Source organism: Streptomyces aurantiacus, from assembly GCF_001418335.1.
GTDB classification, from domain to species: Bacteria; Actinomycetota; Actinomycetes; order Streptomycetales; family Streptomycetaceae; genus Streptomyces; species Streptomyces aurantiacus.
The window spans coordinates 30,168-54,313 of record NZ_LIPP01000149.1 but is presented as its reverse complement, the minus strand read 5'-3'; the positions used below and the strand labels follow the sequence as shown (position 1 = coordinate 54,313).

General features: G+C 70.1%; 21 protein-coding genes and 1 other RNA gene. 10 read left to right on the top strand and 12 right to left on the bottom strand.

The genetic code is table 11. The features are described from left to right. The first annotated feature begins 7 nt into the window (after nucleotides 1–7). Nucleotides 8–2,365: an alpha-xylosidase gene (gene yicI, locus AOK01_RS20700; protein WP_055513844.1), complete on the top strand. Its 2,358-nt coding sequence runs from the start codon at nucleotides 8–10 to the stop codon at nucleotides 2,363–2,365. A 2-nt stretch (nucleotides 2,366–2,367) separates the two neighbouring features. Beyond that, on the top strand, nucleotides 2,368–3,378 hold the full coding sequence (locus AOK01_RS20695) for a LacI family DNA-binding transcriptional regulator (RefSeq protein ID WP_055513842.1): 1,011 nt from the start codon (nucleotides 2,368–2,370) through the stop codon (nucleotides 3,376–3,378). An 86-nt stretch (nucleotides 3,379–3,464) separates the two neighbouring features. Here AOK01_RS20695 and dacB read toward each other — a convergent pair whose 3' ends face one another. The 6 genes from dacB to ftsE all read right to left on the bottom strand — a co-directional run bounded on the left by dacB (nucleotide 3,465) and on the right by ftsE (nucleotide 9,273). After that, nucleotides 3,465–5,087: a D-alanyl-D-alanine carboxypeptidase/D-alanyl-D-alanine endopeptidase gene (gene dacB / locus AOK01_RS20690; protein WP_079103598.1), complete on the bottom strand. Its 1,623-nt coding sequence runs from the start codon at nucleotides 5,085–5,087 to the stop codon at nucleotides 3,465–3,467. A gap of 129 nt (nucleotides 5,088–5,216) precedes the next feature. After that, nucleotides 5,217–5,605, bottom strand: a transfer-messenger RNA (tmRNA) gene (ssrA, locus tag AOK01_RS40350). Between the two features lie 161 nt (nucleotides 5,606–5,766). Further along, nucleotides 5,767–6,300, bottom strand: coding sequence for an SsrA-binding protein SmpB (gene smpB / locus AOK01_RS20685; protein WP_190855587.1), 534 nt, complete (start codon nucleotides 6,298–6,300; stop codon nucleotides 5,767–5,769). A gap of 85 nt (nucleotides 6,301–6,385) precedes the next feature. After that, nucleotides 6,386–7,552, bottom strand: coding sequence for a S41 family peptidase (locus tag AOK01_RS20680; protein WP_079103597.1), 1,167 nt, complete (start codon nucleotides 7,550–7,552; stop codon nucleotides 6,386–6,388). Nucleotides 7,553–7,619: 67 nt separating this feature from the next. Further along, nucleotides 7,620–8,537: a permease-like cell division protein FtsX gene (ftsX, locus tag AOK01_RS20675; protein ID WP_055513838.1), complete on the bottom strand. Its 918-nt coding sequence runs from the start codon at nucleotides 8,535–8,537 to the stop codon at nucleotides 7,620–7,622. A 46-nt stretch (nucleotides 8,538–8,583) separates the two neighbouring features. Beyond that, the gene (gene ftsE, locus AOK01_RS20670) at nucleotides 8,584–9,273 is read right to left on the bottom strand and encodes a cell division ATP-binding protein FtsE (protein WP_055513836.1); all 690 of its coding nucleotides are present in this window, start codon (nucleotides 9,271–9,273) and stop codon (nucleotides 8,584–8,586) included. A gap of 441 nt (nucleotides 9,274–9,714) precedes the next feature. Between ftsE and AOK01_RS20665 the strand changes: the two genes are divergently transcribed. Further along, nucleotides 9,715–9,906, top strand: coding sequence for a hypothetical protein (locus AOK01_RS20665; protein WP_055513834.1), 192 nt, complete (start codon nucleotides 9,715–9,717; stop codon nucleotides 9,904–9,906). A gap of 151 nt (nucleotides 9,907–10,057) precedes the next feature. Here AOK01_RS20665 and AOK01_RS20660 read toward each other — a convergent pair whose 3' ends face one another. Continuing rightward, nucleotides 10,058–10,654, bottom strand: a complete 597-nt coding sequence (locus AOK01_RS20660) for an LPXTG cell wall anchor domain-containing protein (protein ID WP_055513832.1) — start codon at nucleotides 10,652–10,654, stop codon at nucleotides 10,058–10,060. Between the two features lie 306 nt (nucleotides 10,655–10,960). Further along, nucleotides 10,961–12,067 carry a peptide chain release factor 2 gene (prfB, locus tag AOK01_RS20655; protein WP_055513831.1) on the bottom strand — a complete coding sequence of 369 codons (1,107 nt, stop codon included), beginning with the start codon at nucleotides 12,065–12,067 and terminating at the stop codon, nucleotides 10,961–10,963. Between the two features lie 330 nt (nucleotides 12,068–12,397). Between prfB and AOK01_RS20650 the strand changes: the two genes are divergently transcribed. Further along, complete coding sequence (locus tag AOK01_RS20650) at nucleotides 12,398–13,090, top strand: lysophospholipid acyltransferase family protein (RefSeq protein WP_079103596.1); 693 nt, start codon at nucleotides 12,398–12,400, stop codon at nucleotides 13,088–13,090. 239 nt (nucleotides 13,091–13,329) lie between these two features. Here AOK01_RS20650 and AOK01_RS20645 read toward each other — a convergent pair whose 3' ends face one another. From AOK01_RS20645 to argH, 4 genes are all read right to left on the bottom strand, one after another. Continuing rightward, the gene (locus AOK01_RS20645; protein ID WP_079103595.1) at nucleotides 13,330–14,967 is read right to left on the bottom strand and encodes an MFS transporter; all 1,638 of its coding nucleotides are present in this window, start codon (nucleotides 14,965–14,967) and stop codon (nucleotides 13,330–13,332) included. Further along, nucleotides 14,964–15,515: a TetR/AcrR family transcriptional regulator gene (locus AOK01_RS20640; protein ID WP_055513826.1), complete on the bottom strand. Its 552-nt coding sequence runs from the start codon at nucleotides 15,513–15,515 to the stop codon at nucleotides 14,964–14,966. Before AOK01_RS20640 ends, AOK01_RS20645 begins: the two co-directional genes overlap by 4 nt. 74 nt (nucleotides 15,516–15,589) lie before the next feature. Beyond that, complete coding sequence (locus tag AOK01_RS20635) at nucleotides 15,590–16,561, bottom strand: aldo/keto reductase (protein ID WP_055513824.1); 972 nt, start codon at nucleotides 16,559–16,561, stop codon at nucleotides 15,590–15,592. A 174-nt stretch (nucleotides 16,562–16,735) separates the two neighbouring features. Next, complete coding sequence (argH, locus tag AOK01_RS20630) at nucleotides 16,736–18,169, bottom strand: argininosuccinate lyase (RefSeq protein WP_055513822.1); 1,434 nt, start codon at nucleotides 18,167–18,169, stop codon at nucleotides 16,736–16,738. Between the two features lie 220 nt (nucleotides 18,170–18,389). On the opposite strand from argH, the gene AOK01_RS20625 reads away from it, so the two are divergent. The 6 genes from AOK01_RS20625 to AOK01_RS20600 all read left to right on the top strand — a co-directional run bounded on the left by AOK01_RS20625 (nucleotide 18,390) and on the right by AOK01_RS20600 (nucleotide 24,017). Then, nucleotides 18,390–19,250 (top strand): hypothetical protein, encoded by an 861-nt coding sequence (locus AOK01_RS20625; protein WP_055513820.1) that lies wholly within the window; start codon nucleotides 18,390–18,392, stop codon nucleotides 19,248–19,250. A gap of 176 nt (nucleotides 19,251–19,426) precedes the next feature. Beyond that, nucleotides 19,427–20,014, top strand: a complete 588-nt coding sequence (locus tag AOK01_RS20620) for a pyridoxamine 5'-phosphate oxidase family protein (protein WP_055513818.1) — start codon at nucleotides 19,427–19,429, stop codon at nucleotides 20,012–20,014. Nucleotides 20,015–20,016: 2 nt separating this feature from the next. After that, nucleotides 20,017–20,757 (top strand): L,D-transpeptidase family protein, encoded by a 741-nt coding sequence (locus tag AOK01_RS20615; RefSeq protein WP_055513816.1) that lies wholly within the window; start codon nucleotides 20,017–20,019, stop codon nucleotides 20,755–20,757. Nucleotides 20,758–20,949: 192 nt separating this feature from the next. After that, nucleotides 20,950–22,278 carry a ferredoxin reductase family protein gene (locus tag AOK01_RS20610; protein WP_055513951.1) on the top strand — a complete coding sequence of 443 codons (1,329 nt, stop codon included), beginning with the start codon at nucleotides 20,950–20,952 and terminating at the stop codon, nucleotides 22,276–22,278. Between the two features lie 73 nt (nucleotides 22,279–22,351). Beyond that, nucleotides 22,352–23,197: an FMN-binding protein gene (locus AOK01_RS20605; protein WP_063792832.1), complete on the top strand. Its 846-nt coding sequence runs from the start codon at nucleotides 22,352–22,354 to the stop codon at nucleotides 23,195–23,197. 82 nt (nucleotides 23,198–23,279) lie between these two features. Further along, nucleotides 23,280–24,017: an FAD:protein FMN transferase gene (locus AOK01_RS20600; protein ID WP_079103610.1), complete on the top strand. Its 738-nt coding sequence runs from the start codon at nucleotides 23,280–23,282 to the stop codon at nucleotides 24,015–24,017. Nucleotides 24,018–24,146: the final 129 nt, after the last annotated feature.

Sequence of the window (24,146 nt, the reverse complement as noted above, 5' to 3'; positions counted from 1 at the left end):
TGCGCGCGTGAAGTTCACCGACGGCTACTGGCTGCTGCGCGAGGGCGTGAGCGCCGCCCACCCGGTCGAGGTCCTCGACGTAAGTACCGGGTCCGGTGCGTCCGGGCCCGGTGCGTCCCTGTCCGGTGCGTCCGGGTCCCTGGAGATCCACGCGCCGACCCAGCCCATCCGCCACCGCGGCGATCTGCTGAAGGGACCGGTCGTGACGATCGGCGCGCACGCCCCGATGCCCGACGTCATCGGCGTCACGTTCACCCACTTCGAGGGCGAGGAGCCCCGGGGGCCGCACTTCGAGCTGGGGAAGGAGGAGCACCAGGCGCACGCCGAGTACGACGACGAGTCCGCGACCCTCACCTCGGGCGCCCTGTCCGTGCGGGTGAGCCGCACCGGCCCCTGGCACGTGGACTTCCTCGCGGACGGCCGCACCCTGACGACCAGCGGCCCCAAGGGCATGGGCATCATGCGGGACGCCTCCAGCGGCGGCCACTACCTGCGGGAACAGCTGAACCTCGGTGTCGGCACGCATGTCTACGGGCTCGGTGAGCGCTTCGGGCCGCTGGTGAAGAACGGCCAGGTCGTCGACATGTGGAACGCCGACGGGGGCACGGCCACGGAACAGGCGTACAAGAACGTGCCGTTCTACCTGACGGACGCGGGCTACGGCGTCTTCGTCGACCATCCGGGCCGGGTGTCGTTCGAGGTCGGCTCGGAGGCGGTGTCCCGGGTCCAGTTCAGCGCGGAGACCCAGCAGTTGACGTACTACGTCATCTACGGCCCGACGCCGAAGGACATCATCCGCAAGTACACGGCGCTCACCGGCCGTCCCGCGCTGCCGCCCGCCTGGTCGTTCGGGCTGTGGCTGTCGACGTCCTTCACCACGTCGTACGACGAGGCGACCGTCAGCTCCTTCATCGACGGCATGCGGGAACGCGAACTCCCGCTCTCCGTCTTCCACTTCGACTGCTTCTGGATGCGCGAGTTCAACTGGTGCGACTTCGAGTGGGACCCACGGGTCTTCCCGGACCCGGAGGGGATGCTGGCCCGCCTCAAGGAACGCGGACTGCACATCAGCGTCTGGATCAACCCGTACATCGCGCAGCGCTCGCCGCTGTTCGCGGAGGGCAAGGCGCTCGGGCACCTGCTGAAACGCCCTGACGGCAGTGTCTGGCAGTGGGACCTGTGGCAGCCGGGCATGGCGCTGGTCGACTTCACCAGTGAGGCCGCCCGCGACTGGTACGCGTCGAAGCTGGAGGCGCTGCTCGCGCAGGGCGTCGACTGCTTCAAGACCGACTTCGGGGAACGGGTCCCGCTCGACGTGGCGTACGCCGACGGCGGCGACCCCGAGCGGATGCACAACTATTACGCGTACCTCTACAACCAGACCGTCTTCGACGTGCTGCGCAAGCACCGCGGGGAGGGGGAGGCGGTCGTCTTCGCGCGCTCGGCGACGGCCGGCAGCCAGAAGTTCCCCGTGCACTGGGGCGGCGACTGCGAGGCGACGTACGAGTCGATGGCCGAGTCGCTGCGCGGCGGTCTTTCCCTCGGTCTTTCCGGGTTCGGCTACTGGTCCCACGACATCGGCGGCTTCGAGGGCACGCCGACCCCCGCCCTCTTCAAACGGTGGCTCGCCTTCGGACTCCTCTCCTCCCACAGCCGGCTGCACGGCAGCTCCTCCTACCGTGTGCCGTGGCTGTTCGACGAGGAGGCCGTGGACGTCCTGCGCCTGTTCACCCGGCTGAAGCTGCGCCTCATGCCGTACCTGTACGAGGCCGCCCGCACCGCGCACGCGACCGGGGTGCCGATGATGCGCGCGATGGTCCTGGAGTTCCCGGACGACCCGGCGTGCGCGCACCTGGAACGGCAGTACATGCTCGGCTCCGACCTGCTGGTCGCGCCGGTGTTCTCCGACGACGGGGAGGTGTCGTACTACGTGCCCGAGGGCACCTGGACCCACTTCCTGACCGGGCGGCCGGTGACCGGGCCCCGCTGGGTGCGCGAGCGGCACGGGTTCTCCAGCGTCCCGCTCCTCGTCAGGCCGGGCGCGGTGATCCCGGTGGGCGCCGTCGACGACCGGCCCGACTATCCGTACGCGGACGGGGTCACCCTGCACGCGTACGGGCCGGTGCGCGGCGCGCAGGTCACGGTGACCGTGGACGGGGTGACCTTCACCGTCGTACGGGAAGGGGACACGCTGCGGGCCTCGTCGAGCGATCCGGCGGCGCCCTGGGCCCTGGCGGCGGGCGGCCGGACCGCACGGGCGAAGGCCGGAACCGGGTTCCTGTCGCTGGAGCTGGACCCGGAACCGGAGCTGGAGCTGGAGCTGGCGGCCGACCAGGAACGGGCAGCTGACGGGGAGCAGGGCTGAGCATGGTGAAGATCACCGAGGTGGCCCGGCACGCGGGAGTGTCCCCCAGTACCGTCTCGTACGCGCTGAGCGGCAAGCGGCCGATCTCCGAGGAGACCCGGCAGCGCATCGAGGACAGCATCCGCGAGCTGGGTTACCGGCCGCACGCGGGCGCACGCGCCCTGGCCAGCAGCCGGTCGAACGTGCTGGCGCTGGTCGTGCCACTGCGGGCCGGCATCCACGTACCAGTGGTGATGCGGTTCGCGGTGTCCGTGGTGACGGCCGCGCGCCGCCACGACCACGACGTGCTGCTGCTCACGCAGGAGGAGGGCGAGGACGGGCTGCGGCGGGTCGCGGACACCGCGCTCGTGGACGCGCTGATCGTGATGGACGTCCAACTCCGCGACGGGCGGCTGCCGTTGCTGCGCACCCTTGACCGGCCTTCGGTGCTCATCGGGTTCCCGGCCGAGCCCGCCGGGCTGACCTGCATCGACCTGGACTTCGAGGCGGCGGGCGAGCTGTGCGTCGAGCATCTGGCGGGGCTCGGCCACCGGGTGATCGCGCTGGTGGGCTCGCCGCCCGAGGTGTACGTACGGGAGACGGGGTTCGCCCAGCGGGTGGTCCGGGGCTACACCGCCGCGGCCGACCGCAACGGCGTCGCCTCCTCGGTGCACCCGTGCGAGGCGGAACCCGCGGCGGCCCGGCAGCTCGCCGAACGGCTCCTGCGGGAGCGGCCTGCCCTGACCGGGGTCGTGGTGCACAACGAGCCGGTCCTCGATCCCCTGATCGACGCCTTTCAGTCGCTCGGGTTACGGGTCCCGGGGGATCTGTCGGTCACGGCGATCTGCCCGGACGAGCTGGCGGGACGCGTCCGGGTGCCCGTCACCTCGATCGCCATACCGGCCGACGAGGTGGGCGCCGGATCGGTGGAGCTGCTGATGAAGAAGCTGGGCGGCACACCCGTACCGGAGGCCACGCTGCTTCCGCCACGGCTGACGGTGCGGGCGAGCACGGCACGCCGCACCACCGCGTGACCGTGCCGCACCCGCTCCCTCAGCTCCCTCAGCTCACTCCACGAACTCCACCAACTCCACCAACTCCACCAACTCCACCAACACTCTCAGCACTTCGCCGGCTTGAGCCACGCGCATTCCAGGTTCCCGTCGCGCTCGGCCGCCCGCGCGGTGCCCGACTTCACCGTCACCGTCTCGGTCGCGTCCGCCGTGGACCCCGCCAGTGTCACCACGATGGCGTCCTCCAGCGGTTTCACGGACGAGACGAGGTAATTGTTGAGCACGATGCTGTAGACGAGTTCACGTCCGTCCGCGTCCTTCACATAGCCGGAGAGCGCGGACGCCCCCGTCAACGACCCGGTCTTGCCCCGGGCGTTGAGCGCGGCGGGCGTCCCGCACATCCTGGACCGCAGCGTGCCGCCCACGAAGCGGTCGGGGGCGCAGGCGACCGGCAGGGACGTGTACCAGTCGGCGTACCAGGGCTCGGCCCGCACCGCGAGCAGCAGGTCGGCGAACTGGCCGGCGGTGAGGTTGTTCATCCGGGAGAGCCCCGACCCGTCGACCTGCCGCAGTTTGCCGGTGTCGACGCCGACGCCCTTCAGGTATCCGCTCACGGCGTCGAGCCCGGCGCTCCAGCTGCCCTCTCCCGAGACCTTCTGTCCCATGGCCTTGGTGAGGATCTCCGCGTGCATGTTGTTCGACAGCTTCATGAACGGGATCAGCAGGTCCTTCAGCGGCATGGAGGCGTGCGAGGTGAGCTGCCGCGCCGCCGCGGGTGTGGCGCGCCCGAGCCGCGTCGGCCCGGTCACCTTCACCCCGTGCGCGGCGAGCGCGTCACGGAACACGGCGGCCGCGTATCCGGTGGGCTCCCACACGCTCACCCATTCCTCGGCACCGGAGCCGCCCACCGGTGTCGTACCGCTGACGACGATCGTGTTGGTGCCGTGTGCCCGCTCCACGGTGAGGTCGTTCGCCCCGCCCGCGGCGACGGTCGTGGCCCGTACGTCGATGTCCACGTACTTCGTCTTCGGGGTGACCGTGACCTCGGGCTCGGCGCCGGCCGCCGTGCCCGGTGCGACCCGCACGATCACCGAACCGGTGTCGTAGTCGGTGTCGGGGGCCACACTCAGCGCGCTGATCTGCGCGGAGTAGTACGCGGACTCGTCGTCGGCGGCCCAGGAGCGGCCGAGGCGGTTGCTGTCGAAGCGGGTGTCGTCGGCGAGGAGCCGCCCGTCGACGCGGGTGACGCCCGACTCGGCGACGCGTGCGGCCAGGGCGTCGTAGTCCTCGGCCAGGGCGGTCGGGTCACCCGTGCCGCGCAGATACAGGTCGCCGCTGAGCACGGAGCCGTGCCGGCGCCCGGTCGTCAGGACGTCCGTCGTGAACGTGTGGTCGGGTCCGAGGATCTCCATCGCGGCTGCCGAGGTGAGCAGCTTGGTGTTGGAGGCGGGCATCAGCCGCGAGGTGGGCGCCCGCTGGTAGAGCACGTCCCCGCCGGCGGCTTCGGCGATCACGACGCTCGCCGCCCCGCCCTCCAGGCGGCTGTCCCCGAGGATGGTGTCGATGGCCTCCGGCAGCCCCGAGGTTCCCGCGTCCGCCCCGGCCGGCGCGCTCCAGCCGAGCCCGGCCACCAGCATCCCGAGCACCACGGCCCAGGCCCACCGGCGTCTGTGCCGGTTGTTGGAACTGCGGACTCTGCGCGATCTGTTGGCTTCTGCGAGTCGTGTCATGCGAGGCAGCATCCAGGACGACCGGCCCGGACAACAGTGCGCGGCCACGGCGGATGCTGCGGATAGGCGGCGAACATGACGAAGGCCCCGCTGCCCGATGGGCAGTGGGGCCTTCGTCTTAACATGGGAAAGTGGAGATGGCGGGAATCGAACCCGCGTCCAACGGTGCAGAATCAGGGCTTCTCCGAGCGCAGTTCGCTGAGATTTTCTCAGCCCCGGAGATCACGCGAACAAGTCTCCGACGGGCTCAGTCACTGTTTGATTTCCCATCGAACCCCGTGACCGGGCTCGACGGTTTAGTTCCCTAGATTATGCCAGGGTCCGGGTCGGGAACACTCCCGGGCTGACACCCATTATGGGTCCCTCACTCACTGCTTATTAGGCAGCGAGGGCGAAGGACTGGGAATCGCTCTTGGAATTGGCGATTATTGGTTGCGACATATGGTTAACGAGATCATTGCCGCTTCCTCGGCTCGCTTCCCCTGCTTCGACAGCCGCTGTCGAAACCGATCATCCCCATGTTGTTTTTTCAAGCCCTCCGAGGAGGGTGCATGCACCTGCTGTGAGGTGCAGTGCCATCGTACGTGACCAACGCACGTCGATGCCACTGTATTCCCGAGGGCCTCGACGACCCCGGCATCCCCGGGCCCGCCCTGCTCTCTTCCTGCTCTCTTGCCTGCTACTGGCCGCGCTCCTTGCGCTTGACCGCCGCGATCGCCCGGTCCGACTCACGCCGGTCCTGCTTCTCGCGCAGTGTCTGGCGCTTGTCGTATTCCTTCTTGCCGCGGGCGAGGGCGATCTCGGCCTTCGCCCGGCCGTCCTTGAAGTACAGGACGAGGGGCACGATCGTGTGACCCGTCTCCTCGGACTTCGACGCCAGCTTGTCGATCTCCTCGCGGTGCAGGAGCAGCTTGCGCTTGCGGCGCGCGGAGTGGTTGGTCCAGCTGCCCTGGCTGTACTCGGGGATGTGGGCGTTGTGCAGCCACGCCTCGTTCCCGTCGATCTGGACGAAGCCGTCGGCCAGTGAGGCACGCCCCTGGCGCAGCGACTTCACCTCGGTGCCGGTGAGTACGAGCCCGGCCTCGTAGACGTCGATGATCGCGTAGTCGTGCCTGGCCTTCTTGTTCTGCGCGACGATCTTGCGCTTGCCGTCCTTGGCCTTGGCCTGGGCTCCGCCGCCCTGCTTCGGCTGGGACTCTTTCGGTACGTACATGCCCTTGCTCATAGTGCTGGCCATTTTCGCACTAGAGGGGGTCGGGAGGGAAAGCCGATTACCGGGGCCGTGGTCGCGGGGCTGGTTACGGAGGGTCGCCGAGTCCGCTCAGTACCGTCTCGGCGCGTTCCAGCGCGCCCTCCTCGACCTCCAGGTCGGGGGTGATGCCACGGTCGTCCACGGTGCGCCCCGAGGGGGTCCGGTAGTGCCCGACCGTCAGTTCGGCGACGGAACCGCCGGGCAGCCGGCTCGGCATCTGGACCGAGCCCTTGCCGAAGGTCCTGGAGCCCACGACGACCGCGCGACCGCGGTCCTGAAGGCCACCGGTGAGAAGCTCGGCCGCGCTCATCGTGCCGCCGTCGACGAGCGCGACCAGGGGTCTGGTGGTGTCGCCGCCGGGATCGGCGTGCAGGGCCCGCTGGTCGCCGTTCACGTCGTACGTGGCCACGAGCCCGCCGTCGAGGAAGGCGGAGGCGGCGGTGACGGCCTCGGTGACCAGGCCACCGGAGTTGCCCCGCAGATCGAGGACGATCCCGGCGTCCGAAGAGGGGGCGGCCACGGCGGTCCGTACGCGGTCCCCGGAGCCCTTGGTGAAGGCGGCGACCTTGATGACGGTGGCGCCGCCCGGCAGTTGGCGCACGCTCACGGAGTCGGTGGACAGCCGTGCCCGGCGCAGGGTCTCGCTCCACGCGCGCGTGCCGCGCTGCAGTCCGAGGTCGACGGTGGTGCCGGCGTCGGCGCCGGTGGCGTCGCCCCGCAGCAGGGAGACGACCTCCGTGACGGGCCTGCCGTCGACGTGGTGGCCGTCGACGCTGCGCAGCCGGTCGCCCTCGCGGATACCGGCGGCCTGGGCGGGCGATCCTGACTGGACCCGGGTCACCTCGATGCGTCCGTCGCGCTCGCGCCGGGCCCAGAGGCCGACGCCGGTGTACTGGCCGTCGAGGGCTTCCTCGAACTCCTCGTACTCGCCCTGGGAGTAGACGGCGCCCCAGCGGTCGCCGCTGCGGCTGACGGCACGCTCGGCGGCCTCCACCGGCGACTTGCCGTCGGCCACCGCCTCGGCGGCGGCGTCGGCGACGTCCTCCTGGTGGCCGGCCTGGGCCGTACGGGCCGGTGGGGGGTCGGTCTTCCGGCCCGGGGTGTCGAACGAGCCGGTCGCCGCGCCCGCCACGAGCACGCTCGCGAAGACCAACGTCAGGGCCGCCCCGCGGCGGATGCGGCGGGGCTGACAGAACAGGTCGCGGCCTGACATGCCGGTGAGTCTAGGACAACGAGAAGGGCCGTACCGGCGGTTGCCGGTACGGCCCTCTTGGCATGTGTCACACCTTCAGGTACTTGCGCAACGCGAAGAACGCCGCCAGCGCCGGCATCAGCAGGCTGGTCGCGAGGATGAGCGGCAGCTTCGTGAGAACGGCGTCCCAGCCGATGAAGTCGATCAGGTTCAGCTTCTCGGACAGGGCCAGGCCGTGGTCGATGATGAAGTACCGGGCGAGCACCAGGAAGGCGCAGGCGACACCACCGCCGATCAACCCGGCGACCGCGGCCTCCATGATGAACGGCGCCTGGATGTAGAAGCCGGAGGCGCCCACCAGGCGCATGATCCCGGTCTCCCGCCGTCGGCTGAACGCCGAGACGCGCACCGTGTTGACGATGAGCATCAGCGCGACGACGAGCATCAGCGCCATCAGCGCCCGGGCCGCCCAGTTCATGCCGTTGAGCAGTTCGAAGAGGTTGTCGAGGATGCTCTTCTGGTCCTGCACGGACTGCACGCCGTCCCGGCCGTCGAAGGCGGTCGCGATGACCTTGTACTTCTCCGGGTCCGTGAGCTTGACGCGGAAGGACTCCTGCATCTGGTCCGGGGTGAGCGAGGCCGCCAGCGGGGAGTCGCCGAACTGGTCCTTGTAGTGCTTGTACGCCTCGTCGCTGGACTCGTGGATGACGTCGTCGACGACCGGCATCTTGCCCAGGTCGGTCTCGATCTGCTTCCGCTGCTCGCTGGTGACCGCCCCCTTGGCGCAGTTGGGGTCGGACTCCGCGTCGCTCTTGTTGCAGAGGTAGATCGAGACGTTGACCTTGTCGTACCAGTAACCCTTCATCGTGCTCACCTGGTCGCTCATCAGGAGCGAGCCGCCGAACAGGGCGAGGGACAGGGCGACGGAGACGATGACCGCGAAGGTCATCGTCAGATTGCGGCGGAGACCGACACCGATCTCCGACAGTACGAACTGGGCGCGCATGGCGTCTTCTCAGGCCTTTCCGTGGACGGACGCGTGGGGCTCGCGGTCAGTGCTGATAGCCGTAGACGCCGCGCGCCTGGTCGCGGACGAGGCGACCCTTCTCCAGCTCGATGACGCGCTTGCGCATCTGGTCCACGATGTTCTGGTCGTGCGTCGCCATCACGACGGTGGTGCCGGTCCGGTTGATCCGGTCGAGCAGCTTCATGATGCCGACGGAGGTCTGTGGGTCCAGGTTTCCGGTGGGCTCGTCCGCGATCAGCAGCTTGGGCCGGTTCACGAAGGCTCTCGCGATCGCCACCCGCTGCTGTTCACCGCCGGACAGCTCGCCGGGCATCCGGTCCTCCTTGCCGCCGAGGCCGACGAGGTCGAGCACCTGCGGTACGGACTTGCGGATCTCGCCCTTCGACTTGCCGATCACTTCCTGCGCGAAGGCGACGTTCTCGGCGACCGTCTTGTTGGGCAGGAGGCGGAAGTCCTGGAACACGGTCCCCAGTTGGCGGCGCATCTGCGGCACCTTCCAGTTGGAGATGCGCGCGAGGTCCTTGCCCAGCACGTGCACCTGTCCCTGGCTGGCCCGCTCCTCGCGCAGTATCAGCCGCAGGAAGGTGGACTTTCCGGAGCCGGAGGACCCCACCAGGAACACGAACTCTCCGCGCTCGACCTCCAGGGACACGTCCCGGAGAGCGGCGTGGGTCTGCTTGGCATAGACCTTGGAGACATTGTCGAATCGGATCACGGATGCACCACAGGCCGTCGGGGATGTCGGGGGCAGGTCCTGTCGTCACGTCCCGTCGTCCGCCCGCGGGGCGGGCCGGGCGACACCCGGCAGACGGGAATGGGACGACAGCACCTGGATGAGCGTGACCATACGCGACCCGGGGACACCGGCGCAGGCGCCGGGACGGGTTGCTTGAGGGTTGTGCGCATTTGTACCGGGCACTATGTAACTAGGGCCCTCGTTCCGAAGGGCCCGCCCCGTCAGGGGCGCGGGGAACTGCGCGACCAGCCCCCACCCACCCGCAGCCGGAAACCGACGACGAGCCCCTCGCGAGGCGCCCGCACAGCCCCCTGCAAGGGAACCCGCGCAGCCTCCGGAGGAACCTGGCACAGTGGAGGGGGAACGTATCCGTTCCCGGGAGCGTTCTGTACATGGAACCGGTGCAAGGAGGGCGAGCGCATGACGTACGACCGGCTGGTGTGCGCGAACTGTGCCGCGCCTGTGAACGAAGGCCGCTGCCGCGTCTGCCGCGCGAACCGCGAGCGGCTGCAGAACGAGGGCCCCTTCGGCGGGCTCAACCCCATGGCGCTGATCGCCCTGCTCGCCGTCCTGATAGCGGCGATGGCGCTCCTGGCCCACCAGACCGCCTAGGACCCGCCTGACAGACCCGCCTGGGACCGAGACACAAAGGCATTGAGAAAGGGCCCGGAGCTCGCTCCGGGCCCTTCTCGCCGCGTCCTCACGGTGGCGCAGACGTCCTCACGTGGCGCCACGTGAGGACGTCTGCGCCATGCGCCATGCGTCAGGCAGCGGCGCCGCGGCCGTGCATGAGGCGCGGCAGCATACGGAAGCCGATGCCGCCGGCGATCATCGTGGCCGCACCGATCAGCAGGTACGTGATGTTCTCGGCGGCGCCGGTCTCGGCCAGCTCGCCACCGGTGCCCTGGGCGGAGGTGTCCGAGCCGGTGTCGGTCAGGCTCTCCTTGCCCGCACCCTGCTCGACGGGCTTGGAGCCGCCGTCGGGGTTGTTGTTGTTGCCGCCCCCGCCGCCGTTCTCGTTGCCGTTCCCGTTGCCCGGGCTGCTCGGGCCGTCGGTGGGCTCGTCGGTCGGCTCCTCCGTGGGCTCGGTGGGCTCGTCGGTCGGCTCGGTGGGCTCCTCCGTGGGCTCGGTCGGCTCGTCGGTGGGGTCCGTCGGGATCACCGTCGGGTCGTCGGTCGGCGGGTCGGTGGGCGGGTCGGTCGGGTCGTCGGCGTTGATACCGACCCCGACGCTGACGCCTGCGACGTCGGCGTTGATGTCGAGTGCCGAGGCGGCACCGGCGGCGGTCAGTGAAGCTCCGGCGGCGATCACCGCGCCGGCGGCTATCCGCGCGACCCGGATGCGCGTCTTCTTGGTCATCTGGCTGCTACCCCCAGTAGCTCATCGTCAATGGTGCAGCGCCCGGGGCCGCGACGTCGGGGATGGCTCAGGTGAAGCCCCCGGTTCACACGCGCCCCCAGAAATACGCATGCCGCGCGTCAGCCTTCCCACTTTTCAAAGCAACGTCAAGGTCGTTGCGACCGCGATGTCCAGATCAAGCTCTTTTGACCGGCAGAGCGACATCCGAGTGTGATGTAGAACCCAGACATCGCCCGACGGAAAGGGCAACTGCCGTTCGATGAACCGCAGTTGCCCTGTCGACAAAACGACGTATGCGAATGTCGCTTACTTCTCCTGCTGCTTGCGCCAGCGAATTCCGGCCTCGATGAATCCATCGATCTCGCCGTTGAACACGGCCTCGGGGTTTCCGACTTCGCAGTCCGTGCGCAGATCCTTGACCATCTGGTACGGGTGCAGGACGTACGAACGCATCTGGTTGCCCCAGGAGTTGCCGCCGTCGCCCTTGAGGGCGTTCATCTTGGCCTGGTCCTCCTGGCGGCGGCGCTCAAGAAGCTTGGCCTGGAGGACGTTCATCGCGGTCGCCTTGTTCTGGATCTGCGACCGCTCGTTCTGGCAGGACACGACGATGCCGGTCGGGATGTGGGTCAGCCGCACCGCGGAGTCCGTCGTGTTGACGCCCTGCCCGCCGGGCCCGGACGAGCGGTACACGTCCACCCGCAGCTCGGACTCGTCGATCTCGACGTGGTCGGTCCGCTCGACGACGGGCAGCACCTCCACACCGGCGAACGACGTCTGCCGGCGTCCCTGGTTGTCGAAGGGCGAGATCCGGACGAGCCGGTGCGTGCCCTGCTCGACCGAGAGCGTCCCGTACGCGTACGGGACCTGGACGGCGAAGGTGGTCGACTTGATGCCGGCCTCTTCCGCGTACGAGGTCTCGTAGATCTCCGTCTTGTATCCGTGCTGCTCGGCCCAGCGGAGGTACATGCGCTGCAGCTTCTCGGCGAAGTCCGCGGCGTCGACGCCACCGGCCTCGGCGCGGATGTTGACGAGCGCCTCCCGGGAGTCGTACTCGCCCGAGAGCAGCGTCCGGACCTCCATCTCGTCCAGCGCCTTCTTGACGGCGACGAGCTCGGTGTCGGCCTCGGCACGGGTGTCCGGGTCGTCCTCCTCCTCGGCCATCTCGAAGAGCACGCTGAGATCGTCGATGCGCCCGCGGAGCGTCTCGGCCTTGCGCACCTCCGCCTGGAGGTGGCTCAGCTTGCTGGTGATCTTCTGCGCTTCCTCGGGGTCGTCCCACAGCGACGGCGCCGCCGCCTGCTCCTCAAGCACGGCGATGTCCGCCCTCAGCTTGTCGAGGTCCAGGACGGCCTCGATCGACTCCATGGTCGAGGAGAGGGATTTGAGCTGTTCGAATACATCGTCGACTGCCACCCCCCCAGCGTAACGGCTCCGCCAAGCCGGACAGCCCGGTGCGCAGGCTGCCCGTTTCCTGGGGGCTGCCGCCCCCAGACCCCCGCTGTCGGCCTGAACGGCCTCGTCCTCAAACGCCGGACGGGCTAGGGGGGCAGGGGCGCGGGGAACTGCGCGACCAGCCACGACGCACCCGCACCCGACACGTCTCGTTCGGGTGACGGTCGGGTGACGAGGCGCCACCCCAGGTAAACAAAGGTCAACACTGCGTATCCAGTCGGTGAACCCGATGTGCACGACTCCGGCACCCGCGAGTATCGTCCTCACCTGCACAGACCTATAACCCACCCCTTGACACCGGAGGGCCCGTTGTCCCGCTTCGCGCTCATCAAGGCAGTGCTCGGACCGATCATGCGCCTGATGTTCCGCCCACGGGTGGAGGGTGCGGAGCGCATCCCGGGCACGGGCCCGGTCATCCTCGCCGGCAACCATCTCACGTTCATCGACTCGATGATCATGCCGCTCTTCTGCGACCGGCAGGTCTTCTTCATCGGCAAGGACGAGTACGTCACCGGCAAGGGCTTCAAGGGCCGGCTGATGGCCTGGTTCTTCACCGGCTGCGGGATGATCCCGGTCGACCGGGACGGCGGCCGCGGCGGTGTCGCGGCGCTGATGACCGGTCGCCGGGTACTGGAGGAGGGCAAGGTCTTCAGCATCTACCCGGAGGGCACCCGCTCCCCCGACGGCCGGCTCTACCGCGGCCGTACCGGTATCGCACGGCTGGCGATGATGACCGGCGCGCCCGTGGTCCCGTTCGCGATCATCGGCACGGACAAGATCCAGCCCGGTGGTGCCGGGTTCCCCCGCCCCGGCCGGGTCACCGTCCGCTTCGGTGAGGCGATGGAGTTCTCGCGGTACGAGGGCATGGACCGTGACCGGTACGTGCTGCGGGCCGTGACGGATTCCGTGATGGCCGAGGTCATGCGGTTGTCGGGGCAGGAGTATGTGGACATGTACGCCACGAAGGCCAAGGAAGCGGCTTAGCTCCGCTGGTTCTGCGGGGTTACGTCGGCTGCGGATTGGTTGTCGGCTGCGGGCCGGTGGGGGCTTGTCGCGCAGTTCCCCGCGCCCCTGACACCCCCCGCGCCGCTGAAAGGCAGGGCTGCACCCCTGACACCCCCGCGTCCCTGAAAGACGGGGGCTGCGCCTTTGACACTCCCCGCGCCCCTGAAAGACGGGGCTGCGCCCCTGACAACCCCCCGTGCCCCTGACCGGGCTCGCCCTTACTTCCCTGTTCCCAGTTTCTGGCCGCGCAGCAGTATCCACGCCGCCACCGACGCTGCCAGCAGGACCGCCGCGCCGAGGCCCGCCGCCAAGGCGACGCCGTCGACGAAGGCCGTGCGTGCGGCGTCGAGAAGCGGTTGCGGGGCAGGCAGGACCGACGACGCCTCCACGGCTCCGCCGAGGGACTCGTGCGCCGCGTCGGCCACCTCCTGCGGCGTACCCGCGGGCGCCGTGAAGCCGGCGTAGACGCCGGTGACGATCGAGCCGAGCAGGGCGATACCGAGGGCCGCCCCCAGCTCGTACGCGGTCTCGGAGACGGCCGACGCGGCGCCCGCCTGTTCCTTGGGCACGCTGGAGAGGATCACGTCCGCCGTCACGGTGAAGGAGAAGCCCGCACCGACGCCGACCACGAGCAGGGCCGAACCGAGAAGCGGATAGCCGGTGGACTGGCTCAGCACGGTCAGCGCGCCCAGGGCGAGCCCGATCGCGGCGAGACCACCCGCCACGACGGCCCGCACCGAGTAGCGGCGCGCGACCGTACCGGCGGCCAGGCCGGCCGCCACCGCGCCCACCGCGGCGGGCAGTTCGGCGAGCCCGGCCTCCAACGGCCCGCGGCCCTGCACGAGTTGCAGATACTGCGAGAGGAAGAAGACCACTCCGGACAGGCCGAGGATGGTCAGCAGGTCGGCGAGCACGGCTCCGGAGAAGCCGCGGTTGCGGAACAGCCTCATGTCCAACAGCGGTACCGGCAGCGTGAGTTGGCGGTGTACGAACGCGTAGAGCGCGGCCGCGCCGAGCAGTCCCGCGGCGCCCGCCGGCACGGTCGGGCCGTGCGAAGCGGTCTCCTTGATCCCGTACACGACGCCGATCATTCCGACGAGGGACAGGACGACGCTGACGAGGTCCCAGGGGCCGGGCTCGGGGTTGCGGGACTCGGGCAGCAGCTTCACGCCGACCAGGACGAGGACCGCCATCACGGGGAGGTTGATCAGGAAGACGGAGCCCCACCAGAAGTGTTCGAGCAGGAAACCGCCGACGACGGGGCCCACGGCGGTACCGGCCGAGGCGGTGGCACCCCAGATACCGACGGCGAGGCTGCGTTCGCGCGGGTCGTGGAAGAGGTTGCGGATCAGGGCGAGGGTGGCGGGCATCAGCGTGGCACCCGCGACACCGAGCAGCGCCCGCGCCACGATCATCGACTCGGGCGTACTCGCATAGGCGTTGAGCACGGATATAAGACCGAACGCGACCGAGCCCATGAGCAGCAGCTTCTTGCGGCCGACGCGGTCGCCGAGGCTGCCCATGGAGACGAGCAGGCCGGCGATGACGAACGAGTAGACGTCACCGATCCACAGGAGCTGTGTGCCGGAGGGCTTCAGGTCCTCACTGATGTAGGGGGTCGCGAGACCGAGGACGGTCGCGTCGACGGCCACCAGCAGCACGGCGAGGACGAGGACGGAGAGCGCGAGCCAACGGCCCGGTCGCTTCTCCGCCGCTTCCGAGTCTGGCGCTGCTGCCTTGGCGCCCCTTCCCGCCTTCGCGTCTGCCTCTGCCTTTACGTCTGCCTCTGCCTTCACGTCTGCCGCTGCCTGCGTGTCCGTCTCCGCCGCGAGCGCCGGCCGCGCCGTGCCGGTCATGATTCCTCTCTCCGTAGTGCGCCGCCGAGCAGCAGCTCGACGATCATGTACTGGAAGTCCCTGGCCGCCACCCGGCCCTCGCTCACGGCCCACGCCCCCGAGGCGAAGAGCCCGTAGAGAGCCTCGGTGAGCCAGGCCGGGGTCAGGTCGATACGGAACTCGCCGCTCTCCTGGCCACGGCGGAACAGCGCGGCGATGCGGGCGTCGATACGCGCCCAGCCCGCGTTCTGCTCCTCACCTTCGAACAGCTGGTTCTCGCTGTAGAGGAAGGCCAGCAGCCCGGCGGCGGGCTCGAACTCGCGCACCAGGCGGCGTACGGCCTCCGAGGCGGCGCCGTCGTCGAGCCGCGCCTCGTCCAGCGCGGCCTCGCACTCCTGGATGCCGAGCTCTTCGAGCGCCCGGACGACGGCGTCACGTCCCGCGAACTGGCGGTGCAGTGTCGCCCGGCTGATTCCGGCCGCCTTGGCGACCTCGTCCATGGTGGCGGTGGATTTCCGGGTCAGCAGGGCGGCTGCGCTGCGCAGCACGTGTTCACGATCGACAGACATGAGACAAGTGTAGCGCGCATGAGACATTCGCGTCTCATTCTTACGCCCTATGTCTCATACGCGGTCGACGGAGATCAGTGCCAGGGCAGCTCTCCGCGTCGTCCCCAGTACGTCGTCGGCTCCTCGGCCAGCGTGTCGAGCCTGGCCGCCTGTTCGTCGTCGAGGTCGGCCACCGCGGCGTGCAGGTTGGACGCGAGCTGGTTGGTCGTGGCCGCGCCGGACAGGACGACGCCCGCCCAGGGCCGCCGCAGGACGAAGGCGAGGGCGATCGCGTCGGCGCCGACACCCGCCCCCTCCGCGATGGAGCGCACGGCGGCCGGCGCGTGCGGATCGGCGAGCCGGCCGTTGGCCATGCCCTCCTTGACGATCACGGTGAGTCCGGCGTCGTGCGCCTCGGCGAGGGCGGGCCCCGCCGAGGTGTCCAGGACGTTGTACGTGGCCTGGACGGTCCGGAAGAGGGGCTCCGAGCCGACGGTCACGGCGAGCGCGGCGCGGATCGCGTCGGCCTGGGCGGGACCGCTGGTGGAGAAGCCGACGGTCATCCCCTGCGCCGCCGCCTCGGCCAGTTCGGCGTGCAGTTCCTTGTCCGTGAGGGCCGGGCTGTCGGGGGTCACCGAGTGGATCTGGTAGAGGTCGAGCCGGTCGCCGAGCAGCTCGGCCGTCTCGGCGCGCTGCCTCTCGTACGTGGCGAGGCTGTGGTCCTTGACCTCGTGCGCCTCGGCGTCGGTGCGCCAGTCGGCCGTGTAGGTGTAGCCCCACTTGCTGCCGACGACGATGTCGTCGATGCCGGGCCGCGCCGTCAGCCAGGCGGCCAGGAACTCCTCCGAGCGGCCGTACGAGCGGGCGGCGTCGAAGTAGCGCACGCCCTGGGCGTAGGCGGCGTCGAGGAGTTCGTGGGTGCGGGTGCGCAGCGCCTCGACGCTGCGGTCCTCTCCGAGGTCGTTCTCCCGGCCCAGGTTGATGTAGCCGGGGCGACCGACGGCGGCGAGCCCCAGTCCGATGTGGCAGGTGGGGGTCGTCGCTGTGGCCAGTCGGGCGAAGGGCATCGCGGGCTCCGTTGGTCGGCTCCGGTACGGACTTCGACCAACGTATCCCCGCGGTGGGCCTCCGGCGTGGGTGGGGCGCCGTCGAGCTCGGGTGGTGCGGTGTGTCGGCGGGTGCGGGTGCGTTCGTGGCTGGTCGCGCAGTTCCCCGCGCCCCTGAAAGACAGGGGCGCAGCCCTACTGCTTGGTCTTGGCCGTGGCCCATGCGTGCTGGAGCGCCACGTCCGACTTCACCTCGGCCAGTTGGGTCGCGACCGCGCTGGGGGCCGTGCCGCCGCGGGCGTCGCGGGAGGCGAGGGCGCCGGGTACGTTCAGGACGGAGCGGACCTCGGGCGTGAGGTGGGCGGAGATCTTCGCGAACTGCTCGTCGGTGAGCCCGTCGAGTTCGACGCCGTCGGCCTCGGCGGCCTTCACACACTCGCCCGCGACCTCGTGCGCGACCCGGAACGGCACCCCCTGCTTCACCAGCCACTCGGCGATGTCGGTGGCGAGCGAGAACCCGGCCGGGGCCAGCTCCTCCATGCGCTCACGGTTGACCGTGAGGGTGGCCATCATCCCGGTGAAGGCCGGCAGCAGGACCTCCAGCTGGTCGCAGGAGTCGAAGACCGGCTCCTTGTCCTCCTGGAGGTCGCGGTTGTAGGCGAGGGGCAGCGCCTTGAGCGTGGCCATCAGACCGGTGAGGTTGCCGATCAGCCGGCCGCTCTTGCCGCGCGCCAGTTCCGCGATGTCCGGGTTCTTCTTCTGCGGCATGATCGACGAGCCGGTGGAGAAGGCGTCGTGGAGGGTGACGAAGGAGAACTCCTTCGTGTTCCAGATGATGATCTCCTCGGCGATCCGGGAGAGGTTGACCCCGATCATCGCGGTGATGAAGGCGAACTCGGCGGCGAAGTCACGGGAGGCCGTGCCGTCGATGGAGTTGCCGACACTGCCGTGCTCGAAGCCGAGGTCCTTGGCGACCGACTCCGGGTCGAGGCCGAGGCTGCTGCCCGCGAGCGCGCCCGAGCCGTACGGCGACACCGCGGTCCGCTCGTCCCACTGCCGCAGGCGCTCGGCGTCCCGGGAGAGGGCCTGCGCGTGGGCCAGCACGTGGTGGGCGAACAGCACGGGCTGGGCGTGCTGGAGGTGCGTGCGGCCGGGCATCGCGACGTCCGGGTGGGCCTCGGCCAGGCCGATCAGCGCGTCCTGGAGCCCGGCGATCAGGCCGCCGATGATCCGGGCGTGGTCGCGCAGGTACATCCGGAAGAGCGTGGCCACCTGGTCGTTGCGCGAGCGGCCGGCGCGCAACTTGCCGCCGAGGTCCGGGCCGAGCCGCTCCAGGAGGCCGCGCTCCAGGGCGGTGTGGACGTCCTCGTCGGCGATGGTGCCCACGAGGGAACCGTCCGCGACGTCGGCCGCCAGCTGGTCGAGCCCCGCGAGCATGCGGGTCAGCTCGTCGTCGTCGAGGAGGTGCGCCTTGTGCAGCACGCGCGCGTGGGCACGCGATCCGGCGATGTCGTAGGGAGCCAGCCGCCAGTCGAAGTGGACGGACGCCGACAGCTTCGCCAGGGCCTCGGCGGGACCGTCGGCGAACCGACCGCCCCAGAGCCGTACGTCACCGCTGTTGCTGCTCACTTGTTGCGCTCCTCACAGTGCGTTCGCTTGCTGCATGATTATGCAGACCTCCGCATGATTCGTCAATTCCGGCGATGCGGGGCCGCGATTCCGGTTCCAGGGATGTCGACTTCCAGAGATTCCGGCTCCCATTGAACGCGGGAAACCGCTTTCACGTACTTCACCGCGAACGCCGGCGCCGCGTCTGTCAACTCACTCCTGACCCAAGCGAGGCATCCCCATGTCCAGGGCTCTTCCGAAATACAACAAGCGCCGCGTGGCGATCATCGGCGGCGCTGCCGCGGTGGCGCTGTCCGGAGCGGTGATCGCAGGTTCCGCCCTCGCCGGGGAGACGTCCAAGAGCGACAACAGCAAGGCCGCCGGAACTCTGGCGTCCCCGGGCACGATCAGCTGCCCGGCGGTGGCGGGCAGCCTCCCGGCGATCCCCGCTTCCGCGCAGGCCGAGGTCACCAGCAACCTCGCCCAACTGGACACCCAGATCGCCGAAGCCAACAAACGACTCGTCGACACCGTCGGCCAAGGCGGACCCAACTTCGTCCAGAACGCCATCCTCGGCCCCCTCGAAGACAAACGCGTCGCCGCACTCAACCGCATCGAAACCGCCATCGGCCGCGCCGCCGACAAACCCGAAGGCCTCGAAGCACTCGCACCCTGCGCGCTCAACGCCGACGGTGCGTCCGAGGCGGGCGACGAGGCCGGGGCGGAGCCGACCGAGGCCGCCACGGAAGAGGCGGGCGGGGACGCGGGCGATGCCGGGGACGCGGGAGCCGGGGAGGACGCGGGCGCCGTCGGCACGATCAGCTGCCCCGATGTCGAACCGAGCCTCCCCGAGATCCCCGCCTCCGCGCAGGCCGAGGTCACCAGCAACCTCGCCCAACTGGACACCCAGATCGCCGAAGCCAACAAACGACTCGTCGACACCGTCGGCCAAGGCGGACCCAACTTCGTCCAGAACGCCATCCTCGGCCCCCTCGAAGACAAACGCGTCGCCGCACTCAACCGCATCGAAACCGCCATCGGCCGCGCCGCCGACAAACCCGAAGGCCTCGAAGCACTCGCACCCTGCGCGCTGAACCAGTGAGCCGGACAGGACCTGGCCACCGCCACCAGTGACCCATTCCCCCCACGGGTGCCCCGCCCACCGACCGGGGCGAACCCGGGACCCGGGGTTCGGAAGCCACTCGGCCCCCGAACCCCGGGTCCCGGGCGGGGTTAATCGTTAGACAGGCGAAAGAGTTGCGTCGATAATCACTTGACATGGGAAAGACATACGAACGCATAGACGGCCGCCTGCGCACGTTCATCGAGGCGCAGCCCCTCTTCTTCACCGCTACCGCGCCCCTGTCGGGCGACGGCACGGTCAACCTCTCGCCCAAGGGGCTGACCGGTTCGTTCGTGGTCCTCGACGACCTCACCGTCGCCTACCTGGACTTCGCCGGCAGCAACGCCGAGACGATCGCGCACCTGCGGGAGAACGGCCGGATCACCCTGATGTGGTGCGCCTTCCAGGGCCCGCCGAACATCGTCCGCGTACACGGCCGGGGCGAGCCGGTCTTCCGCGACGACCCGCGTTTCGGGGATCTCCTCGCCCATTTCCCGGACATCGACCCGGGCCGGCACGGCCTGCGGGCGATCATCGTGGTGACGGCCGAGCTCGTCCGCGACACCTGCGGTTACGCGGTCCCCTTCATGTCGTACGACGAGGACCGCGACCTGCACGCCAAGCGCTTCGCGCGCGAGGACGACGTCTCGCTGAACGCGTACTTCGAGAAGAAGGAGTACGTGGAGAGCAGCCTGGACGGCCTTCCCGGGCTGCCGCTGCCCCTGCCTCCCAGTACCGTCTGAGCATGCGCCTCGGAGCCGCCGTCCTCGCGTCCGTGTCCCTTCTCGTACCGGCCGCGGGACCGGCCGGGGGATTGGCCGCGGGACCGGCCGCGGGACCGGCTCCCGATGCCCCGCCCCCGCTGCCCGAGCGGATGGCCGACACGGGTGGCGGCAGCCAGCTCATCACCGCGCGGGCCGCCCGGACCTCCTCGACGACCGGCACGCTCACCTGGTGGGACCGTCGCGGCCGGGACGGACGCTGGGTGGCGGCAGGCTCCGCGGCCGCGCGATTCGGTGCCAAGGGGCTCGTCGACGGCGGCTCCCGCCGGCAGGGCACGAACACCACACCCACCGGCCTGTACGACCTGCCGTACGCCTTCGGGATCAGGCCGGCGCCCGAGGGGACGACCACGTCGTACCGCCGGGTGACGCGGACCTCCTGGTGGTGCCAGGACAACGACTCGCGCTCCTACAACCGGTGGACCGACCCCCGCCCGGCCGACTGCCGCGCCGCCGAGTCCGAGCACCTGATCACGTACGGCACGCAGTACGCGTACGCGCTCGTCGTCGGCTTCAACTACGAGCGGCCGGTACGGGGGCGGGGCGCGGGCATCTTCCTGCACGTCAACGGGACTGGGCCGACCGCCGGTTGTGTATCCGTGCCCGAGGACGCGATGCGGCGCATCCTGGACTGGGCCGAGCCCGCCCGGGAGCCGCACATCGCCATCGGGACGGACGACGGGCCGACCTCGATCACCGGCTGATCGCCCACTGATCACTCGCTCATCACTCGCTGATCACCCGTCGCGGCAGTTCACCGCTTGCCCTGCGAGCCGTTGAACACACGGCCGTCCCGGGACGTACCACTGGGCCGAGGGGTCACTCCCCTTCCCAGCGTCCCCCACGGAGGAACCGTGAGCACGATCGCCGGCGGTCGCGCCGCGCGGCGCCAGACGATGCGCCGTATCCGCCCTCGCCGCTCCCCCGCCATCGCACTGCTGATCGCCGTGTGGGCGGGCGCCGCGGGAGTCGTCTGGCTCTGGTGGAGCAACACGCCGTCCATCGCGGACGACAAGGACCGCATCCTGAACGCGGGCCGGATCACCGGTCTGCTCGCCGGATACCTGATGGCTCTCGTGGTCCTGCAGATGGCCCGGGTGCCCGCCCTGGAACGCCGGGTCGGCTCCGACCGCGTCGCCCGCTGGCACGCCATGAGCGGCCGTTACGTGCTCTGCCTCGTCCTCGCCCACATCGGGCTGACGATGTACGGCTACGCCCTCCAGGCGAACACGGGGGTCGTCGACCAGACCATCGACTCCGTCAACACCCTGCCCGACATGGGCAAGGCGGCGATCGGCACGGGTCTGCTGCTGTTCATCGGCCTGATCTCCGTCGGCGGACTGCGCAAGCGCATCCCGTACGACACCTGGTACCACATCCACCTGCTCACCTACGCGGCCGTGTACCTGTCGTTCTGGCACCAGCTGTCCACCGGCAACGACTTCGCCGTCCAGCCGACCGCGACGACGGCCTGGTACGTGCTCTACGGGACGGTCACCGCGCTGGTGCTCTGGTACCGGGTGTTCGTGCCGATCCGGCTGAACCTGCGGCACGGGATGCGGGTCGAGGAGGTCGTCGAGGAGGCGCCCGGCATCGTCTCCGTACTGATCAGCGGGAAGCGGCTGCACCGTATCGGGGCCGAGCCGGGGCAGTTCTTCCGCTGGCGGTTCCTGGCGCCGGGCATGCGGCTCAGCTCGCACCCGTACTCGCTGTCGGCCGCGCCGCGCCCCGGCCTGCTGAGGATCACCGTCAAGGCACTCGGCGACCACAGCACCGCGCTGAAGGGCCTCAAGCGGGGCACGCGGGTGTGGGCCGAGGGCCCGTACGGGGCGCTGACCGCCTCCCGGCGCAGCCGCGGCAAGGTGCTGCTGATGGCCGGCGGCGTGGGCATCACCCCGATGCGGGCGCTGTTCGAGACGCTGCCGGCGGCGCGTGGCGACCTCACCCTGCTGTACCGGGCCAACAGCACCCAGGACCTGGCGCTGTGGGACGAGTTGTCGGCCATCGCCGACGAGCGCGGTGCCCGGCTGATGTACGCGGTGAACAGCCCCGACGGGGAACGCCCCGACATCAACCCGGAGACGCTGCGCCAGAAGCTGCCCGACATCGACGACCACGACGTGTTCCTGTGCGGGCCGCCCGGCTTCGCCCAGGGCGCGTACACCGCACTGCGCGGCGCCGGTGTACCCGCCCGCCGTATCCACCACGAGTCCTTCGAACTCTGAGGATTTCGAACTCCGAGTATTTCGAGCTCTGAAGAACGTCTGAAGAACGTCCGAGGAACGGGAGTCCGGACCGATGAAGAAGAATCATCCCCTGCGCCGCATCGTGCTGGCCGGTGCCGCCACGGTGTCCGGGATCGTCCTGCTGCTGGCGCTGAAGCCGGCGTCGGACCCGGCGGCCTCGTCCGCCGACGGCGTGCCACAGGGACAGCAGTCGGTGGCCCCGCAGGGCTCCGGCGGTACGCAGGCCGCCGACGCCGCCCAGGCCCAGACCCTCACCGGTGACGTCGTCAAGACCGACTACGGCAACGTCCAGGTCCGGATCACCGTGGCCGGCGGGAAGATCACGTCGGCCGCCGCCCTGCAGTCGCCGACCGGCGGGCGCTCCACCACGGTCAGCACCGACGCGGTGCCCAAGCTGAACAAGGCCGCGGTCACGACCGGTACCGCCGACATCGACGCGGTCTCCGGCGCCACCTACACCAGCGGCGGCTACAAGAAGTCGCTCCAGTCGGCCCTCGACAAGGCGGGGGCGCCGGGCGGCGGTTCGGCCGACACGGGCGGCACTGGTGGCACGGGCGGTACCGGTGGCACTGGCGGCGGCAGCGGTTCGGGTGACGCGAGCGGGTCGGGGGCGGGCGCCGCCCAGGCGAAGACCGTCACCGGCAAGGCCGTCACGACCGACTACGGTCCCGTGCAGGTACGCATCACTGTGAGCGGCGGCAAGATCACCAAGGCGGAGGCGGTGCAGTCACCCAGCGGCGGTCGCAGCAGCCAGGTCACCAGTGACTCCGTGCCCAAGCTGAACAAGGCCGCGGTCGCGGCGGGCAGCGCCGACATCGACGCCGTCTCGGGCGCCACCTACACCAGCGGCGGCTACAAGGAGTCCCTGCAGTCGGCCCTGGACCAGGCCGGTGGCTGAACCGGCCGATGCGGCGGCCGGTGCCGCCGGCGCAGCCAATGCGGCCGATGCGCTTCCGGCGGTGCGTCACGCGGAGGAGGTGATGGGCACGGTCTTCTCTTTCGACATACGTGGGGGCGAACCGGAGGCCGTACAGGCCGCGTTGGCGGAGGCCGTCGCCCAACTCCACGTGGTGGACGAGACGTTCAGCACGTATCGAGAGGACAGCCAGATCTCCCGGCTGGCGCGCGGCCTGCTGACCGTGGACGAGTGCGACCCGGAGGTCGCCGAGGTGCTCGAACTGTGCGCCGAGGCGGGGCGGTTGAGCGACGGCTGGTTCAGTTCGACGTACGAGGGTGTCATCGACCCGACCGGCATGGTGAAGGGCTGGTCCGTCGAACGCGCGGCCCTGCGGCTGGTGGAGGCCGGGGCGAGCGGAGTGAGCGTGAACGGCGGCGGCGACGTGCAGATGTACGGCGTACCGGGGCCGCACCGGCCGTGGCGGATCGGGGTGTCCGACCCGTTGCGGCCGGGTGGTCTCGCCGCCGTGGTCTCCGCGGCCGGTGTCGACCGGCTGGCCGTGGCGACCTCGGGTTCCGCCGAGCGCGGCACGCACATCGTGGACCCGCGCACGGGGCGCTCCGCGGTCACCGACCTGGTCGCGGTGACGGTTGTCGGCCCGCGGATCACCTGGGCGGACGCGTGGGCGACGGCGGCCTTCGCGATGGGCTCCCGGCAGGGGCTCGCGTGGCTGGAATCGCTTCCGGGCATCGAGGGGTTGCTGATCACGGCGGGCGACGAAGTCAGATGCACGGGGGGCCTGGCCGGCCGGCTGGGGTGAAGCGGCGGTTCTTTCGGGCGCGGGTGCGGGTGCGAGTGCGGCTGCGGGCGCGTCGTGGCTGGTCGCGCAGTTCCCCGCGCCCCCGAAGGACGGGGCTGCGCCCCTGTCTTTCGCCTTCCGGGGCGGCGG

Bases quoted from the DNA above. Each gene is read 5' to 3' on its own strand.
- AOK01_RS20645 (WP_079103595.1), bottom strand. From the start codon at position 14,967: ATGACCGGCACGGCGCGGCCGGCGCTCGCGGCGGAGACGGACACGCAG.
- smpB (WP_190855587.1), bottom strand. From the start codon at position 6,300: ATGTACGTACCGAAAGAGTCCCAGCCGAAGCAGGGCGGCGGAGCCCAG.
- AOK01_RS20640 (WP_055513826.1), bottom strand. From the start codon at position 15,515: ATGTCTGTCGATCGTGAACACGTGCTGCGCAGCGCAGCCGCCCTGCTG.
- AOK01_RS20610 (WP_055513951.1), top strand. From the start codon at position 20,950: ATGCGCCGTATCCGCCCTCGCCGCTCCCCCGCCATCGCACTGCTGATC.
- AOK01_RS20680 (WP_079103597.1), bottom strand. From the start codon at position 7,552: ATGTCAGGCCGCGACCTGTTCTGTCAGCCCCGCCGCATCCGCCGCGGG.
- ftsX (WP_055513838.1), bottom strand. From the start codon at position 8,537: ATGCGCGCCCAGTTCGTACTGTCGGAGATCGGTGTCGGTCTCCGCCGC.
- AOK01_RS20665 (WP_055513834.1), top strand. From the start codon at position 9,715: ATGACGTACGACCGGCTGGTGTGCGCGAACTGTGCCGCGCCTGTGAAC.
- AOK01_RS20625 (WP_055513820.1), top strand. From the start codon at position 18,390: ATGTCCAGGGCTCTTCCGAAATACAACAAGCGCCGCGTGGCGATCATC.
- AOK01_RS20600 (WP_079103610.1), top strand. From the start codon at position 23,280: ATGGGCACGGTCTTCTCTTTCGACATACGTGGGGGCGAACCGGAGGCC.
- AOK01_RS20615 (WP_055513816.1), top strand. From the start codon at position 20,017: ATGCGCCTCGGAGCCGCCGTCCTCGCGTCCGTGTCCCTTCTCGTACCG.
- AOK01_RS20635 (WP_055513824.1), bottom strand. From the start codon at position 16,561: ATGCCCTTCGCCCGACTGGCCACAGCGACGACCCCCACCTGCCACATC.
- AOK01_RS20695 (WP_055513842.1), top strand. From the start codon at position 2,368: ATGGTGAAGATCACCGAGGTGGCCCGGCACGCGGGAGTGTCCCCCAGT.
- AOK01_RS20660 (WP_055513832.1), bottom strand. From the start codon at position 10,654: ATGACCAAGAAGACGCGCATCCGGGTCGCGCGGATAGCCGCCGGCGCG.
- AOK01_RS20620 (WP_055513818.1), top strand. From the start codon at position 19,427: ATGGGAAAGACATACGAACGCATAGACGGCCGCCTGCGCACGTTCATC.
- dacB (WP_079103598.1), bottom strand. From the start codon at position 5,087: ATGACACGACTCGCAGAAGCCAACAGATCGCGCAGAGTCCGCAGTTCC.
- AOK01_RS20605 (WP_063792832.1), top strand. From the start codon at position 22,352: ATGAAGAAGAATCATCCCCTGCGCCGCATCGTGCTGGCCGGTGCCGCC.